Consider the following 16690-nt stretch of genomic DNA (forward strand, 5'->3'; position numbering starts at 1 on the left):
GCACCCGCACCCGAAAAACAACCCGGCGCCGCAGGCACAACCCACCCGGCGCCGCAGGCACCCGCAGGCACCCCCCACCCCACCCCCGCGACGTGATGTCATAGGCGGCGTCTGGCGCACTAAAACTATCGCCGCTAGTTTGTGTGCCGGACGACAAACCCGCCCCGCCCCGAGGAGCACCATGAAGGCACACGACGGCATGTACCTCGACGGCGCCTGGCGCCCCGCGACGGGCCAGGGCGTGATCGAGGTGGTGAACCCGGCCGACGAGCAGGTCATCGCCCAGGTCCCGGCCGGCGACGCCACAGACGTGGACAACGCCGTACGCGCGGCCCGCGCCGCCCTCCCGGCCTGGGCCGCCACCCCGCCCGCCGAGCGCGCCGCCCGCCTGGCCGCCCTGCGGGACGCGCTCGCCGTGCGCAAGGACGAGATCGCCGAGACGGTGACCGCCGAACTCGGCTCCCCCCTGCCGTTCTCGCAGAACGTGCACGCGGCCGTGCCGATCGCCGTCGCCGGCTCCTACGCGGAGCTGGCCGCGGCGTACCCCTTCGAGGAGAGGGCCGGCAACTCCACCGTGTACCACGAGCCGATCGGCGTCGTCGGCGCGATCACGCCGTGGAACTACCCGCTCCACCAGATCGTCGCCAAGGTCGCCCCCGCCCTCGCCGCCGGCTGCACGGTCGTCCTCAAGCCCGCCGAGGACACCCCGCTGACCGCCCAGCTGTTCGCCGAGGCGGTGCACGAGGCGGGCGTCCCGGCCGGTGTGTTCAACCTGGTCACCGGCCTCGGCCCGGTCGCCGGCCAGGCCCTCGCCGAGCACCCCGGCGTCGACATGGTGTCCTTCACCGGCTCCACCGCCGTCGGCCGCCGTATCGGCGCGCTGGCCGGTGCCGCGATCAAGAAGGTCGCCCTGGAGCTGGGCGGCAAGTCCGCCAGCGTCGTCCTGCCGTCCGCCGACCTCGCCAAGGCGGTCAACGTCGGCGTCGCCAACGTGATGTCCAACTCCGGGCAGACGTGCAGCGCCTGGACGCGCATGCTGGTCCACCGCGACCAGTACGACGAGGCCGTCGCGCTCGCCGCGGCCGCCGCCGCCAAGTACGGCGACCGCATCGGCCCGGTCGTCAACGCCAAGCAGCAGGAGCGCGTGCTCGGCTACATCGAGAAGGGCGTCGCCGAGGGCGCCCGGCTCGTCGCCGGCGGCCCCGAGTCCCCGCGCGAGGCCGGCTACTACGTCAGCCCGACGGTGTTCGCCGACGTCACCCCCGACATGACGATCGCCCAGGAGGAGATCTTCGGCCCGGTCCTGTCGATCCTGCGCTACGACGACGAGGACGACGCCCTGCGCATCGCCAACGGCACGGTCTACGGCCTGGCCGGCGCGGTGTGGGCGGGCGACGAGGCGGAGGCGGTCGCCTTCGCGCGCCGCATGGACACCGGCCAGGTCGACATCAACGGCGGCCGCTTCAACCCGCTCGCCCCCTTCGGCGGCTACAAGCAGTCCGGCGTGGGCCGCGAGCTGGGCGCCCACGGCCTCACCGAGTACCTCCAGACCAAGTCCCTGCAGTTCTAGGAGAGTTCACGTGGTTCGCGCTGCCGTCCTGCCCGCCGTGGGCGCCCCGCTGGAGATCACCGACATCCAGCTGCCCGATCCCGGACCCGGCCAGGTCCGGGTCCGTCTCGCCGCCGCCGGCGTCTGTCACTCCGACCTGTCGCTGTCCAACGGCACCATGCGCGTGCCGGTGCCCGCCGTGCTCGGCCACGAGGGCGCCGGCACGGTCGTCGCCGTCGGCGAGGGCGTCACGCACGTGGCGCCCGGTGACGGCGTCGTCCTCAACTGGGCTCCGGCCTGCGGCAACTGCCCCGCCTGCGCACGCGGGGAGGTGTGGCTGTGCGCCAACGCCCTCAACGGCGCCGCGGACGTCCACGCCCGCACGGCCGACGGCACCGAGCTGCACCCCGGCCTCAACGTCGCCGCGTTCGCCGAGGAGACCGTCGTCGCTTCCTCCTGTGTGCTGCCGCTGCCGGCCGGCGTCCCGCTGACCGACGCGGCCCTGCTCGGCTGCGCGGTCCTCACCGGCTACGGCGCCGTCCACCACTCCGCGCAGGTGCGGCAGGGGGAGAGCGTCGCCGTGTTCGGCGTCGGGGGAGTGGGGCTGGCCACCCTCCAGTCCGCGCGGATCGCCGGGGCGTCGACGATCGTCGCCGTCGACGTCTCGCCGGAGAAGGAGGAGCTGGCCCGCGCCGCGGGCGCCACGCACTACGTCGTCGCCTCCGACAACACCGCCCGCGAGATCCGCGGTCTCACCGGCAAGCAGGGCGTCGACGTGGCCGTGGAGTGCGTGGGCCGCGCCCTGTCGATCCGGGCGGCCTGGGACTCCACCCGGCGCGGCGGCCGCACCACGGTCGTCGGCATCGGCGGCAAGGACGAGCAGGTCACCTTCAACGCCCTGGAGATCTTCCACTGGGGCCGCACCCTGTCCGGCTGTGTCTACGGCAACTGCGACCCGGCCGCCGACCTCCCGGTGCTGGCCGAGCATGTGCGGGAAGGCCGCCTGGACCTGTCCGCGCTGGTGACCGAACGCATCGCGCTGGACGGCATCCCCGCCGCCTTCGAGAACATGCTTGCGGGCAAGGGCGGCCGCGCCCTGGTCGTCTTCTAGCGTCCCCCGCGCGCCGGGTCCCTCCGGCGCGCCGACGCCCGTCCCCGGCCGTGAGCGGCGGCCGGGGACACCGGCATGCCCGCTGCCGGAACGGGTGCCAAGTACAGGTAAAAGTCGCGGCGCGTGACCCGTTGACGGCCATACCGTCCGGTCAGTACGGTCCCGGGAACTCGAGCCGCCCCCCGTTCCGTCCCCCGCACCCACCGGAGTGTGCACGCATGGACACGGCACCTTCCGCTCAGCCGCTCACCACCACCGCACCGCCCGCCGGCAACCGCCGTCGCGTCGCCACCGCCGCGGCCCTCGCCTCGGCGGTGGAGTGGTACGACTACTTCGTCTTCGGCATCGCCGCGGCCCTCGTCCTCGGCGACCTCTACTTCCCCGCCGGCAGCTCCTCCGCCGGAGTCCTCGCCTCCTTCGCCACCTTCGCCGTCGGCTTCCTCGCCCGCCCCCTCGGCGGCATCGTCGCCGGACACCTGGGCGACAAGCGGGGCCGCAAACCCATGCTGGTCCTCGCCCTCACCCTGATGGGCCTGGCCACGACCGGCATCGGCCTGCTCCCGACGTACGACACCATCGGCGTCGCCGCCCCGATCCTGCTGGTCGTCCTGCGCGTCGTGCAGGGCGTCGCCGTCGGCGCGCAGTGGGGCGGCGCCATGCTGCTGGCCACCGAGTACGCCCCCGAGGGCAAGCGGGGCATCTACGGCAGCGTCGTCCAGCTGGGCGTCCCCATCGGCGTGGTCACCGCCAACACCGTCTTCCTGCTGGCCGGCGCCTTCACCTCGGACGCGGCCTTCGCGTCCTGGGCCTGGCGCGTGCCGTTCCTGGCCGGCCTGCTGGTCCTGGTCCTCGCCTGGTACATCCACACCCGCGTCGAGGAGACCCCGGAGTTCCGGCAGGCCGAACAGGCGCTCGCGGAGCGGGACAAGACCGCGGCCGTCTCACCCCTGCGTACGATCCTGCGCCACCACCTCGGCACGGTCCTGCTGGCCGGCGGCTCCTTCGCCGTGAACACCGCGACGTTCTACATCCTCATCACCGGCGTCCTCGACTACACCACCCGCGAACTGCACATGAACCGCGGGGCCGTCCTCACCGTCTCCCTGTGCGTCAGCCTCACCCAGCTGGCGCTGATCCCCGCCTCCGCCGCGCTGTCCGACCGGGTCGGCCGCATCCGGATCTACGCCCTCGGCGCGGCCGGCATCGCCCTGTGGGCGGTCCCGCTGTTCCTGCTCATCGACACCGGATCGCTGCTGTGGCTCGCCGTCGGCAGCTTCGTCGCCAGCTGCTTCCTCAGCATCATGTACGGCCCGCAGGCCGCCCTGTTCGCCGAGCTGTTCACACCGGAGATGCGCTACACCGGCGCCTCCCTCGGCTACCAGATCGCCGCGGTGGCCGGCGGCGGTCTCGCCCCCTTCGTGATGGTGCTGCTGCTGGAGGCGACCGGCACCTCGATGTCCGTCGCCGGCTACATCATCGGCCTGTCGGTCATCGCCCTGCTGTCCATCAAGGTGCTCGCCTCCCGGGCGCGTTCACGCTGACTCACGGGTCTTCTCGGGTCGTGACGCCCCCGCCGTCACGACCCGGGCGGCCCGCGACCGCGAGCGGGACACCGCCACCCCGGCCAGGCACAGCACACCGCCCGCCAGCGTGAGCACCCCCGGCACCTCGCCCAGCGCCAGCCACGACATCAGCACCACCAGCGCGGGCACCGCGTACGTCGTCGCCCCCATCCGGCTCGCCGTCGTCCGGGCCAGCGCGTACGCCCATGTCGTGAAGGCCAGGGCGGTCGGGAACACACCCAGGTAGACCATGTTGAGCGTGGCCGACGCCGGGGCGGAGGCCGCCTCGTGCACCAGCCGGCCGGCGAACGGCAGACACGCCACCGCACCGATCAGACAGCCGAACGTGGTCGCCTGCAGCGGGGTCGCCCGCCCCAGCACCGGCTTCTGCGCGACGACACCGCCCGCGTAGGCGACGGCGGCCAGCAGGCAGAGGGCCACGCCGAGCACCGAGGAGCCGCCCCCGCCGGACATCGACAGACCCACGGTCACCGCGCCCGCGAACGACACCGCCATCCCCGCCAGCAGCCGCGGCGGCATCGGGTCACCGAGCAGCCGGGAGCCGAGCAGCGCGATCAGGATCGGCCCGATGTTCACCACCAGGGCGGCCGTCCCGGCGTCCACCTGCTGCTCGCCCCAGTTCAGGACGACCATGTAGAAGCCGAACCACAGCACCCCGGAGACCGCGATGCCGCGCCAGGCGGCCCGCGGCGGCCACCCCTCGCGCCGTATCAGACAGATCAGGCCGAGCGCCACGGCCCCCGACAGCAGACGCCCCAGCGCCAGCGCGCCGGGGGAGTAGGCGGCGCCCGCGCTGCGGATGGAGACGAAGGCGGAGGCCCACAGGATTACGGTCACCGCGGCTGCCGCCGCGGCGAGCAGTTCCGGACGGCGGGAGGAGGGGGAGGCGCTCATCATGCTCCCGAGGCTAGGGGAGGGGCGGTCATGGGTCTCGCGGATTTCGGACCTGACGAGGGAGGCGAGGGACGGGTCATCGCAGCAGCGCGGGCTCGATGCCGAGCAGCTCGGACAGGGCGCGTTCGCCGCTCGCCGTCACCTTCACCGCCCGCTCGGAGCCGATCCGCACGCACCAGCCGGTGTCCAGGGCGTGCCGGCACAGCGCGGCGCCCGCGATCCCCGCGAGATGCGGCCGGCGCTCGGTCCAGTCGAGGCAGGCCCGGGCGAGCGGACGGCGCGCCGAACGGCTGAGCCCGATGCCCGCGCTCTCGAACCAGGTCACCCCCGCGTCCGTGAGCGCGAACCCGGTGTCCTGGCGCAGCAGTCCGCGCGCGGTGAGGGCGTCGGTGACCGCGATGCCGAGCCGCCCGGCGAGATGGTCGTAGCAGGTGCGCCCGCGGGCCATGGCCGACCCGGCGCTCACCGCCCGCAGCGACCGCGGCCGTACGACGGCGTCCTGTGCGACCTGGGCCGCCAAATCCTCCACGAGCTGTGCGACCCGGGCGTCGGCGAGCCGGACGTACCGGTGGCGGCCCTGGCGTTCCTCGGCGAGCAGGCCGCCCGCGACGAGTTTGCCGAGGTGCTCGCTGAGCGTGGACGCGGCGACCTGGGCGTGCCGGGCCAGCTCGCCCGCGGTCCAGGCCCGTCCGTCGAGCAGGGCGAGCAGGCAGGCGGCCCGGGTCTCGTCGGCGATCAGCGCGGCCAGCCGGGCCAGGCCCCGGGGCCTGGGGGTCCCTGGAGGTCATGCGCTCCAGCATGCGGCACCGACGCTTCGGCGTGCACCGAAGTGTGGTGACCGCGGCGGCAGGAAGCGCCGGGCTCGCCGAGGGGCCGCTCCGAGGGGCCGCTACGACAGCAGCGCGTACTGCTGGGCCAGCCCGTCCAGCAGGGCCGACAGCCCGGTCTCGAAGGCCCGCTGGTCGATCTTGTCCTGCTGCTCGGCGAGCAGGTGGGCCTGGCCGAGGTGCGGGTAGTCGGCGGGGTCGTAGGCGCTCGGGTCCTCGACGAAGCCCGCGGCGAACGAGCCGAGCGCGGAGCCCATGATGAAGTACCGCATCAGGGCGCCGATGCTGGTCGCCTGGGCCGGTGGCCAGCCCGCGTCCACCATGGCGCCGTAGACCGCGTCGGCCAGTCTGAGGCCCGCCGGGCGGCGGCCGGGGCCGCGGGCCAGGACCGGGACGATGTTCGGGTGGTCGCGCAGCGCGGCCCGGTAGGAGACGGCCCAGTCGTGCAGCGCGGTCCGCCAGTCCCGGCCGTCCTCGAACATCGACAGATCGACCTGGGCGCTCACCGAGTCCGCGACCGCCTCGAGGATCTCGTCCTTGGTGCGGAAGTGGTTGTACAGCGACGGCCCGCTCACGCCCAGTTCGGCCGCCAGGCGCCGGGTGGAGACGGCCGCGAGGCCCTCGGTGTCGACGAGTTCCCGCGCCGTCTCCACGATGCGGTCGGTGCTCAGCAGGGGCTTGCGCGGTCGGGCCATGGCGCACATAGTAGGGCTGCGCATCGAAACTAGCAGTGCTAATTTAAATGTGCAGCTTTCAAGGTCCTTAGTCTGTGGGGTGGTCGCGTGGTGAGCCTGGAGCTGAGCGAGGAGCAGGTGGCCGTACGGCAGCTCGCTCGGGACTTCGTGGAGCGGGAGATCGCCCCGCACGTCGTCGCATGGGACCGGGCCGAGGAGGTCGACCGGTCGGTCGTCAAGAAGCTCGGCGAGGTCGGCTTCCTGGGCCTGACGATCGACGAGGAGTACGGCGGCTCCGGCGGCGACCACCTCGCGTACTGCCTGGTCACCGAGGAGCTGGGGCGCGGCGACTCCTCCGTGCGCGGCATCGTCTCCGTCTCCCTCGGCCTGGTCGCCAAGACGATCGCGGCCTGGGGGAGCGAGGAGCACAAGCGGCGCTGGCTGCCCGGACTCACCGCCGGCGAACTCGTCGGCTGCTTCGGCCTCACCGAGCCCGGCACCGGCTCCGACGCCGGCAACCTCGCCACCCGGGCGGTGCGCGACGGCGACGACTACGTCATCAACGGCACCAAGATGTTCATCACCAACGGCACCTGGGCCGACGTCGTGCTGCTCTTCGCTCGCTCCACCGACGCCCCCGGCCACAAGGGTGTGACCGCCTTCCTCGTCCCCACCGACACCCCCGGGCTGAGCCGCCGCACGATCCACGGCAAGCTCGGCCTGCGTGGCCAGGCGACGGCCGAGCTGGTCCTCCAGGACGTGCGCGTGCCCGCCACGGCCGTGCTCGGCGAGGAGGGGCAGGGCTTCAAGGTCGCGATGTCCGCGCTGGCCAAGGGGCGGATGTCGGTCGCGGCCGGCTGCGTCGGCATCGCCCAGGCCGCGCTGGACGCCGCCGTGCGCTACGCCGGTGAGCGCGAGCAGTTCGGCAGGACCATCGCCCATCACCAGCTGGTGCAGGAGCTGATCAGCGACATCGCCGTCGACGTCGACGCCGCCCGGCTGCTGACCTGGCGCGTCGCCGATCTCATCGACCGCGGGCAGCCGTTCGCCGTCGAGTCCTCCAAGGCCAAGCTGTTCGCCTCCGAGGCCGCCGTCCGCGCCGCCAACAACGCCCTTCAGGTCTTCGGCGGCTACGGCTACATCGACGAGTACCCGGCGGGCAAGCTGCTGCGCGACGCCCGTGTGATGACCCTGTACGAGGGCACCAGCCAGATCCAGAAGCTGGTGATCGGGCGGGCGCTGACCGGCGTTTCGGCGTTCTGAGGCGCTTTCCCGTGCTTTTGAGTACGTCCTGAGTATCCCGGCGGATGTGGCGGCCGCCACGTCCGCCGAGGCTTGTCCCCATGAGTGACACACCGGTCAAGCAGCAGAGCACGGCCGCCTTCTACGGCCAGGCCGTCGCCTCCTTCGCCGTGGCCATGGCGGCCACCGCCATCGGCATCTTCCGGCTGAACGCCGACGCCTGGGTGCGCGGCTTCCTCGCCATCGCCGTCCTCTACCTGGTCACCTCCGCCTTCACCCTCGCCAAGGTGATCCGCGACCGGCAGGAGGCCGGGCAGATCCACAGCCGCGTCGACCAGGCCCGGCTGGAGAAGCTGCTCGCCGAACACGACCCCTTCGAAAAGCTCTGACCGCGACGCCGCGCGGCCACCGGCTCCAGGGCCTGTTGTTTGGATCAGGCGGGCTTCGAGCTGCGGTGCGCCTCGGCCGACCCGAGCGGGGTCTGGTGCGTGCAGCTGCAAGGCGGAGGAGGGCGCCAACGCGGAGCGTTGGTAACCGACGACAACGCCGCAGATGTGCGTGCCAGGCCCCGCGACGCCGGGATGATCCAAACGACAGGCTCTAAGCGGCCGCTCAGCTTCGGCGGTATGGTGGTGTCCCTGTCACCGGAAGGGGCGAACAGCAGATGAGTACGGCGGAGGAGACGGCCGGCGGCGAGAACGAGCCGTGGGACGAGGTCACCCCTGAGGCGGCCCGGCGGTTGCTGGTCGCCGCCGTGGAGGCCTTCGCCGAGCGGGGGTACCACGCGACGACCACCCGCGACATCGCGGGCCGCGCGGGGATGAGCCCGGCCGCGCTCTACATCCACTACAAGACCAAGGAGGAGCTCCTCCACCGCATCAGCCGCATCGGCCACGACCGGGCGCTGAGCATCCTGCGCACGGCGGCCCGCGGTGAGGGCACCGCGGCCGAGCGGCTCGCCGAGGGCGTGAGCTCCTTCGTCCGCTGGCACGCGGGCCGGCGCACCACCGCGCGGGTCGTCCAGTACGAACTGGACGCGCTCGGTCCCGAGGCCCGCGCCGAGATCCTCGCGCTGCGCCGCCAGGTCGACGCCGAGGTCCGGGGCATCATCGAGGAGGGCGTCGCGAACGGCGAGTTCGACGTCCTCGACGTGCACGGCACCACGCTGGCGGTGCTCTCCCTCTGTATCGACGTCGCCCGCTGGTTCAACGTGGACGGCCCCCGCACGCCGGAGGAGGTCGGCGCGCTCTACGCCGACCTCGTGCTCCGGATGGTGGGGGCGAAGTAGGCCCAGGGGCTACACGTAGTACCGGGACACCGACTCCGCGACGCACACCGGCTTGTCGCCGCCCTCGCGCTCCACCGTGAAGGCGACGCTGACCTGCACCCCGCCCGGCACGTCCTCGACCCCCGTGATCGTCGCCGTGGCGCGCAGCCGGGAGCCGACCGGGACGGGGGCGGGGAAGCGGACCTTGTTGGTGCCGTAGTTGACACCCATCTTCACGCCCTCGACCGCGATCAGCTGGGGGCCGAACAGCGGCAGCAGTGACAGGGTGAGGTAACCGTGCGCGATGGTCGTCCCGAACGGACCGGAAGCGGCCTTCTCCGGGTCCACGTGGATCCACTGGTGGTCGCCGGTGGCCTCCGCGAACAGATCGATCCGCTTCTGGTCGACCTCCAGCCAGTCGGTGTACCCCAGCTGTTCGCCCACCGCCGCCTTCAGCTCGTCGGTGGACGTGAAGATCCTCGGCTCTGCCATGGTCCCGGCCTCTCGCGTCGCCTGTCGGGGAATCGACCCCAGGTGTCTAAGCAACTGCTTAGCATGGTCGTGCGAGCGGCCGCTGTCAACGACGACCGGGCCGCCCGGTGCGGTCGGTAGGCTTCGAGGAGTGCCACAGATTCCCGAGAAGATCCATGAGCTCACCGTCGGGCAGCTGTCCGCCCGCAGCGGCGCCGCCGTCTCCGCCCTGCACTTCTACGAGGCCAAGGGGCTGATCAGCAGCCGCCGCACCTCGGGCAACCAGCGCCGCTACGGCCGTGACACCCTGCGCCGGGTCGCCTTCATCCGCGCCGCTCAGCGCGTCGGCATCCCGCTCGCCACGATCCGCGACGCCCTCGCCCAGCTCCCCGAGGAGCGCACCCCCACCCGCGAGGACTGGGCGCGGCTGTCCGAGACCTGGCGCTCGGAGCTGGACGAGCGCATCAAGCAGCTCAACCGGCTGCGCGACCACCTCACCGACTGCATCGGCTGCGGCTGCCTGTCCCTGGAGAACTGCGTGCTGTCCAACCCCGACGACGTGTTCGGCGAGCGGCTGACCGGATCGCGTCTGATGGCGGAACCGAAGCGCTGAAGCCCCTACTCGAACTCGGTGCCGCCCTTGCGGGTCAGATACGCGGGGCTCACCGCCTTGGCGATCGCCCGGCCCCCGGTCACCGGGCTGTACCGCTCGCGGGCGGGCCGCACGACCACGCCCTCCCGCAGGTGCAGCCCCTTCCCGGAGACGGTCTCCCGCCCACTGGCCCACTCCAGCACCCGCTCGATGGCGAACGGCCCCTCGTACAGCCGCGGCACCAGCGGCAGCTGCCCGTCGAGCAGCTCGGCGGCGTCCAGCCAGCGCACCGTCCCGTCGATCTCCGCGGAGACGTCGAACACGGCGTACCCGAGCGCGTGATCCCGGCGCCCGTCGGCCCCGTACGACAGATCCTGCACACCCTCGCCGTAGACCTCGCCGAAGACGCCGACCCGCCGTGCCCCGAGCCGCCGCGCGAGCCCGGCCGCCACCTCGGCGACCCCGTGCGCCCGCACCGCCCGCCAGTACAGGTTCCGCGGATCCTCCTTCAGCGCCAGTGACTTCGCGCCGAACCCCTTGGACGACACGTACACCCGGTCCTCCTCGGCGGTGTACGTCACCAGGCAGGCGGACCCGTGCAGCTTCTCCGTCAGCACCACCGGCTCGCCCGGCGCGAAAACGTCCGGATAGCGCTGGAGGTTCTCGATGTCGACCCACGGCAGCAGCTCGGGCGCCGACTCCACCTCGCCGTTCATCGTGGGCGGCACCGGCGGCACCCACTTGGTGATGCCGAGCAGCTCCGCGAAGTCCGTGCCCTCCTTCGCGGCCCGCGCCAGGTCGATTCCGGCCAGCGCGCTCGGCCGGCACACGATGCCCTGCGACAGCTCGCCGCGCAGCCGCACCGCCTTGACCCGGTTCGCCGCGCCGCCCGCCAGCCGCCCGGTCAGCCCCAGCTCCTCGATCAGCCCGGCGGGCAGCACGGCCTGCTCGGGGATGTAGACGGCGGCCTCACCCGTGCGGTACGCGCCCTTGGCGACGACCGCGCGGTACAGGCCCACCTGGGCCAGCTCCAGCGCGTCGGCGTTCGGATGCGCGTGAACGGTCAGCACTTCGGCAGTGACGCGAAGCGTCGACATCGGTAACTCCCTGCGGGTCCAGTGGTGTTCTTCACCTCCCACTCTCCGCACACCAATCCACTGGATCGACCGAATTACCGCCTGCTAACGTCACGCGCCCAAGGGGCGCGGGGAACTGCGCGACCAGCCACGACGCACCCGCACCGGCCGCAGCAGCCCCCCACGCCCGACCCCCTGACGGAGTCAGCCGACCCCGACGGAGTCAGCCGACCCCGACGGAGTCATCCAGCCCCCCGACGCAGTCACCGGGCCCCGACGGAGTCACCCCGTTCAGGCAGACACGAGCACCCGCCCGAACCGCGCCTGCGTCAGCGCCTCGGCCGTGAGCACCGGCCGCGGCACCAGGATCCCGCAGTGGACGCAGACCGGGCCCGCCGAGGGCTCGTGGTCCAGGCCGTAGCGCCACACCAGCCGGGAGCCGTCGCACACCGGGCACGTCGACCCCGGCTCACGCTCCAGCGCCGCGATCAGCCGGCGCAGCACCTCCGCCAGCGGCTCGTGCGGGTGCACCCGCGGATCGTCGCACCAGGCGACCCCGAAACCGCCCCAGGTCATCCGGTGCCAGTCGTCCACGCTGCCCGGCCTGCGCAGCCCGTCGTGCTTCTCCTTCCTGCGCCGCTCGGCGAACTCCACCTCGTAGGCGAGCCACACCGACCGCGCCTCCTCCAGCTCGCCCAGCGCGGCCACGAGCCGCGCCGGGTCGGCGGACCTGTCCTCGGGCCCGAACCCCCACCGGGTGCACAAGTGGTCCCAGGTCGCCCTGTGCCCGTAGGGCGCGAACCGCTCGAGGCACTTGCGCAACGAGTACCGGCGTAGCGCCAGATCGCTCCGCGGATCACGTACCTGTCTCGCCAGACTCCGGAAACCGGCCATCGCCTTGCACCTCCGTCACACCTGCACCTGTACTTCGGTCACGTCGGCGTCGTCGTGCGGACGTCGCCGAATAGACGTATCGACACGCGATTCGGCTCCATCCGTTTTCCGATGCCGTCCATAAGCGCCTCCCGCTCGACCACGACTTCCCCCGGATCCGCGGGAGTTGACCTCCAAACTTGACGCATGTTCACCTTCGAACGCGGGGATACCGCCGGTAACATCCGGCCAACCCCCACGTCGGTAGGAGCCGCCCATGTCTTGGCGCACCCCACGCAGCACGCTGGACAGACTGAGAACTCCCCGCAGATTCCCCGGGTTCCTGAAGACAGCCTCGGTATGCGTCCTCGTTGCCGGGCTTTTGTCACCCTTTTCCCAAACCGCGGCGGCGGCCACCGCCGCCACCGCCGCCAACGACCACTGCGGCGGCCAGTGTTCGGACATCCTGCCGCCCGGTCAGAACGGCAACGCCACCCTCGCCCAGATCCTGCTCAACCAGGCCTTCGGCACCCAGCCGAGCCACGCGGAGGACCAGCTCGGGCCCTACGCGAACCTGGCCACCGGCTACCCGTCGCTGACCACCGACAAGATCAACACCTTCTTCGGCGACGCCTCCTTCGGCGTCCCCGCCGACCAGGTCGCCTCCACGCTGAAGCCCGCGGGACGCGGCGACGTCACGATCGTCCGCGACAAGAAGACGGGCGTACCGCACATCACCGGCACCACCCGCTACGGCACCGAGTTCGGCGCCGGTTACGCCGCGGCCCAGGACCGGCTGTGGCTGATGGACGTCTTCCGCCACGTCGGACGAGGGCAGCTGACCTCCTTCGCGGGCGGCGCGCCCTCGAACCAGGGTCTGGAGCAGCAGTTCTGGCGCAACGCCCCGTACACCGAGGCCGAACTGCAGGGCCAGATCGACCGGGCCGTCGCCGCCGCGGGCGCCCGCGGCCGGCAGGCCCTCGCCGACGTGAACGCCTACCTGGCCGGCGTCAACGCCTACATCGACGCCTCCGACAGCGGCCGCTACTTCCCCGGCGAGTACGTCCTGACCGGCCACAAGGACTCCATCACCAACGCCGGCACCATCGAGCACTTCAAGGTCACCGACATGGTCGCGCTGGCCTCCGTGATCGGCGCCCTGTTCGGCTCCGGCGGCGGCGGTGAGGTGAACAACGCGCTCTCCCTGCTCGCCGCCCAGGAGAAGTACGGCGTGGCGGAGGGCACCCGGGTGTGGGAGTCCTTCCGTGAGCGCAACGACCCCGAGGCCGTCCTCACCCTCCACAACGGCGAGCGCTTCCCCTACGCCACCCGGCCCGACGACCCGCAGGGCGAGGCCCTGCCGGACGCCGGCTCGGTCACCGAGGAGCCGCTCGTCTTCGACCGCACCGGCAGCGCGGCCACGGCAAGCGCGGGCACGGCCTCAAAGACGGCCCTGGACAGCGCACTGTCCTCGGCCCGGCGCGGCATGTCCAACGCCCTCGTCGTCAGCGGCGCGCACACCGCGAGCGGTCACCCCGTCGCCGTGTTCGGCCCGCAGACCGGCTACTTCGCGCCCCAGCTGCTCATGCTCCAGGAGATCCAGGGCCCGGGCCTGAGCGCCCGCGGCGCCTCCTTCGCCGGACTGAGCATGTACGTCGAACTCGGCCGCGGCCAGGACTACGCCTGGAGCGCCACCACGTCCGGCCAGGACATCATCGACACCTACGCCGTCGAGCTGTGCCAGGACGACCACCACTACCTCTACCGCGGCACCTGCACGGCGATGGACCAGGTCGAGCAGAGGAACGCCTGGAAGCCGACCGTCGCCGACGGGACCGCGGCCGGCTCCTACACGATGCGGGTGTGGCGCACCGCCTACGGGCCGGTGCAGTACCGGGCCACCGTCGGCGGCAAGAAGGTCGCCTACACCACCCTGCGCTCGTCCTACCTGCACGAGGCCGACTCCATCATCGGCTTCCAGATGCTCAACGACCCCGACTACGTCAAGGGGCCGAAGGACTTCCAGAGCGCCGTGCAGCACATCAACTACACCTTCAACTGGTTCTACGCCGACTCCGCGCACACCGCGTACTACAACAGCGGCGACAACCCGGTGCGCGCGAACGGCGTCGACGCCGACTTCCCGGTGTGGGCGCAGACCGCCTACGAATGGCGCGACTGGGACCCGGCGACCAACACCGCCGCCTACACCCCGCCCTCCGCGCACCCCAACTCCGTCGACCAGGACTACTACATCTCCTGGAACAACAAGCAGGCCGAGGACTACGCGGCCGCTCCCTGGGGCGAGGGGTCCGTGCACCGTGGCAACCTCCTCGACGACCGGGTGAAGAAGCTGGTCGCGGCCGGCGGCGTCACCCGCGCGTCCCTGACCCGGGCGATGGCCGAGGCGGCCCTGACCGACCTGCGGGCCGAGGACGTCGTACCGGACCTGCTGAAGGTGATCGGCAGCGCCCCGGTGACCGACCCGACGGCCGCGGCGGCCGTCGAGAAGCTGCGCAACTGGCTCGCGGCGGGTGCCCGGCGCACCGAGACCTCGGCCGGGTCGAAGACGTACGCCGACGCCGACGCGATCCGCCTCCTGGACGCCTGGTGGCCGCTGCTGGTGAAGGCCGAGTTCGAGCCGGGCCTGGGCACCGGCCTGTACACCGCCCTCACCCGCAATCTGCCGGTCGACGAGGCACCGTCGGCCGGCCACGGCCCGACGGGCGCGCACGCCGGAAGCTCCTTCCAGTACGGCTGGTGGAGCTATGTCGGCAAGGACGTCCGCGCCGTCCTCGGCGAGTCGGTGCGCGGCCCGCTCGCGCACGCCTACTGCGGCGGCGGCGACCTGGGCGCCTGCCGTGACCTGCTCGTCGGCACGCTGAAGGAGGCAGCCGGGAAGAGCGCCGCCCAGGTCTACCCGGGCGACGACCAGTGCTCCGCGGGCGACCAGTGGTGCGCGGACGCCATCGTCCAGCGCACGCTGGGCGGCATCAAGCACGGAAAGATCAGCTGGCAGAACCGGCCGACCTACCAGCAGGTCGTGGAGTTCACCTCACACCGGTGACGCTCAGGCGGCGGGCCGGGCGATCCGGCCCGCCGCCACCACGACCCGCGCCAGTTCGGGGTGCAGGATGTCGCCGTGCGCCCCGGCCGGCGGGCCGCCGTGGCAGACCACCGCCGCCGCGTCCACGTTCACACAGCCCGAGGCGGGCAGCGGCCCGCTCAGCGCCTCGGCGAGCGGTATCGCGCGCGTGCCGGGCACCGCCTGCACCCCGTCGTAGCCCATCGCGCCCCACTTCACGCCGAGCAGCTGCCCGAGGCCGAACTCCTCCACCGCCCCCTGCGCGTCGCCCGCCATCCTCGACGCCAGCGGGTAGAACGTGCCGAGCGCGGTGTCGTGCCGCGAGTGACAGCACACCACCGGGCCGTCCACCCGGAGCTGCTGCCCCTGCAGCACCCCTCCCGCCCGCGGGTCGTACGGCAGCCGGGAGGAGAACGCGTAGTGCGAGAAGGCGCCCTGCAGCAACGTCACCGAGGCCACCGCCCGCACCCCCTCGGGCAGCCCGCGCAGCGCGAACGACACCAGCCGCCCGCCGAAGCTGTGCCCCACCAGATGCACCCGCACCCCGGGCACGGCGGCGGCCAGCTCCCCGACGGCCCGCCCGAGCCCGCGCTCGCCGACGGTCCCCGCGCGCCGCTTCATCGCGTAGTACGTCGCCTGCCGCAGCAGCTCGTGCGCCCCGTCCCAGGGATTGGGCAGCGCGAACCCCTCCGCGCCCGCCGGCGCTCCCACGCCCGCCTCCGTGCCCGCCAGCGCTGCCGCGAACTCGGCGCAGACCTCGGCGGCCGGCCGCGTGAACATCGCCGGCTCGTCCTGCGGCACGCCCTCCGCCACCGTGTCGGCGGCGAACAGCGCCTGCGGGCCGGGCGCCACGACCTCCACCAGCAGCCGCACCAGCCGCCCGAACTCCGCGAGTTCCGCCACGTCACCCGGCTGCTGCTCCAGCAGCCGGCCGATCTGCTCGACGATCGGCGCCCGCCCGGGGAAGCTCTCCAGCAGCGCGTGCCGGGTGTCCTTGTCGAGCGCCGGGCGACGCGGCGGCTCCGCGGCCAGTGCCCGCGGGAAGTTCGGGATCGGCTCGTCGGAGAACCGCATCGACGGCCAGATCACGCCCACGTACCCGGTCCGCGCGCCCGGCGTCAGCTCCGGAAACGGGGCGAAGAAGCTGCTGTAGAGCCGGGTGGCGCCGGAGCGGTCGCTGTTCCAGCCGTGCGCGAAGACCACGAGGTCCCGCACCCGGCGCTCGGCCACCTGGGCCAGCAACCGGTCCCGCTCCGCGCGGTCGACGTCGCCGTCCGCGTCGAAGGTCAGCTCCCAGTACGGCGTCACACTCATCGCCGGCTCTGCCATGACGGACTCCTTCGTCCCCCCATGCGCTGCGCGTTGTGGCGCATCGTCCTGCGAAAGGGGGAGATTGGCCATACGTCACGGCACCACCCGTACGACGGGTTTTCCCCGGGTACGGGT

14 protein-coding genes and 1 pseudogene are annotated in these 16690 nt (G+C 72.6%); 8 read left to right on the top strand and 7 right to left on the bottom strand.

All coding sequences use genetic code 11. From position 1 onward, the window contains the following. Nucleotides 1–181: 181 nt before the first annotated feature. The 3 genes from ACZ64A_RS28885 to ACZ64A_RS28895 all read left to right on the top strand — a co-directional run bounded on the left by ACZ64A_RS28885 (nucleotide 182) and on the right by ACZ64A_RS28895 (nucleotide 4201). A complete protein-coding gene (locus tag ACZ64A_RS28885; protein WP_469814456.1) occupies nucleotides 182–1570 on the top strand; it encodes an aldehyde dehydrogenase family protein in 1389 nt (462 codons plus the stop codon). A gap of 10 nt (nucleotides 1571–1580) precedes the next feature. Beyond that, a complete protein-coding gene (locus ACZ64A_RS28890; protein ID WP_469814458.1) occupies nucleotides 1581–2660 on the top strand; it encodes a Zn-dependent alcohol dehydrogenase in 1080 nt (359 codons plus the stop codon). Nucleotides 2661–2878: 218 nt separating this feature from the next. Beyond that, complete coding sequence (locus tag ACZ64A_RS28895; protein WP_469814459.1) at nucleotides 2879–4201, top strand: MFS transporter; 1323 nt, start codon at nucleotides 2879–2881, stop codon at nucleotides 4199–4201. Here ACZ64A_RS28895 and ACZ64A_RS28900 read toward each other — a convergent pair. The 3 genes and pseudogenes from ACZ64A_RS28900 to ACZ64A_RS28910 form a co-directional block, all read right to left on the bottom strand. Further along, nucleotides 4193–5137 carry a DMT family transporter gene (locus tag ACZ64A_RS28900; protein ID WP_469814807.1) on the bottom strand — a complete coding sequence of 315 codons (945 nt, stop codon included), beginning with the start codon at nucleotides 5135–5137 and terminating at the stop codon, nucleotides 4193–4195. The two genes, ACZ64A_RS28895 and ACZ64A_RS28900, sit on opposite strands and share 9 nt — an antisense overlap. Before the next feature lie 76 nt (nucleotides 5138–5213). Then, nucleotides 5214–5925: pseudogene (locus ACZ64A_RS28905) on the bottom strand (ArsR/SmtB family transcription factor). Nucleotides 5926–6026: 101 nt separating this feature from the next. Beyond that, nucleotides 6027–6659: a TetR/AcrR family transcriptional regulator gene (locus ACZ64A_RS28910; RefSeq protein ID WP_469814460.1), complete on the bottom strand. Its 633-nt coding sequence runs from the start codon at nucleotides 6657–6659 to the stop codon at nucleotides 6027–6029. A 90-nt stretch (nucleotides 6660–6749) separates the two neighbouring features. Here ACZ64A_RS28910 and ACZ64A_RS28915 point away from each other — a divergent pair, with 90 nt between their 5' ends. From ACZ64A_RS28915 to ACZ64A_RS28925, 3 genes are all read left to right on the top strand, one after another. Next, nucleotides 6750–7901 carry an acyl-CoA dehydrogenase family protein gene (locus ACZ64A_RS28915; protein WP_469814809.1) on the top strand — a complete coding sequence of 384 codons (1152 nt, stop codon included), beginning with the start codon at nucleotides 6750–6752 and terminating at the stop codon, nucleotides 7899–7901. A gap of 80 nt (nucleotides 7902–7981) precedes the next feature. After that, nucleotides 7982–8269, top strand: a complete 288-nt coding sequence (locus ACZ64A_RS28920) for a YiaA/YiaB family inner membrane protein (RefSeq protein WP_469814462.1) — start codon at nucleotides 7982–7984, stop codon at nucleotides 8267–8269. A gap of 275 nt (nucleotides 8270–8544) precedes the next feature. After that, nucleotides 8545–9168 carry a TetR/AcrR family transcriptional regulator gene (locus tag ACZ64A_RS28925; protein ID WP_469814463.1) on the top strand — a complete coding sequence of 208 codons (624 nt, stop codon included), beginning with the start codon at nucleotides 8545–8547 and terminating at the stop codon, nucleotides 9166–9168. 9 nt (nucleotides 9169–9177) lie between these two features. On the opposite strand, the gene ACZ64A_RS28930 is transcribed toward ACZ64A_RS28925, so the two are convergent. Beyond that, a complete protein-coding gene (locus ACZ64A_RS28930; RefSeq protein ID WP_469814464.1) occupies nucleotides 9178–9639 on the bottom strand; it encodes a MaoC family dehydratase in 462 nt (153 codons plus the stop codon). A 130-nt stretch (nucleotides 9640–9769) separates the two neighbouring features. On the opposite strand from ACZ64A_RS28930, the gene soxR reads away from it, so the two are divergent. Further along, the gene (soxR, locus tag ACZ64A_RS28935; protein ID WP_469814465.1) at nucleotides 9770–10231 is read left to right on the top strand and encodes a redox-sensitive transcriptional activator SoxR; all 462 of its coding nucleotides are present in this window, start codon (nucleotides 9770–9772) and stop codon (nucleotides 10229–10231) included. A 5-nt stretch (nucleotides 10232–10236) separates the two neighbouring features. Here soxR and ACZ64A_RS28940 read toward each other — a convergent pair whose 3' ends face one another. Continuing rightward, complete coding sequence (locus ACZ64A_RS28940; RefSeq protein ID WP_469814467.1) at nucleotides 10237–11307, bottom strand: RNA ligase (ATP); 1071 nt, start codon at nucleotides 11305–11307, stop codon at nucleotides 10237–10239. Between the two features lie 270 nt (nucleotides 11308–11577). Beyond that, nucleotides 11578–12180: a hypothetical protein gene (locus ACZ64A_RS28945; protein ID WP_469814469.1), complete on the bottom strand. Its 603-nt coding sequence runs from the start codon at nucleotides 12178–12180 to the stop codon at nucleotides 11578–11580. Between the two features lie 256 nt (nucleotides 12181–12436). On the opposite strand from ACZ64A_RS28945, the gene ACZ64A_RS28950 reads away from it, so the two are divergent. Beyond that, nucleotides 12437–15226 (top strand): penicillin acylase family protein, encoded by a 2790-nt coding sequence (locus tag ACZ64A_RS28950; protein WP_469814471.1) that lies wholly within the window; start codon nucleotides 12437–12439, stop codon nucleotides 15224–15226. Nucleotides 15227–15229: 3 nt separating this feature from the next. On the opposite strand, the gene ACZ64A_RS28955 is transcribed toward ACZ64A_RS28950, so the two are convergent. Further along, nucleotides 15230–16573, bottom strand: coding sequence for an alpha/beta fold hydrolase (locus ACZ64A_RS28955; protein ID WP_469814473.1), 1344 nt, complete (start codon nucleotides 16571–16573; stop codon nucleotides 15230–15232). Between the last annotated feature and the right edge of the window lie 117 nt (nucleotides 16574–16690).

This window comes from Streptomyces sp. NPDC104814 (genome assembly GCF_055583185.1).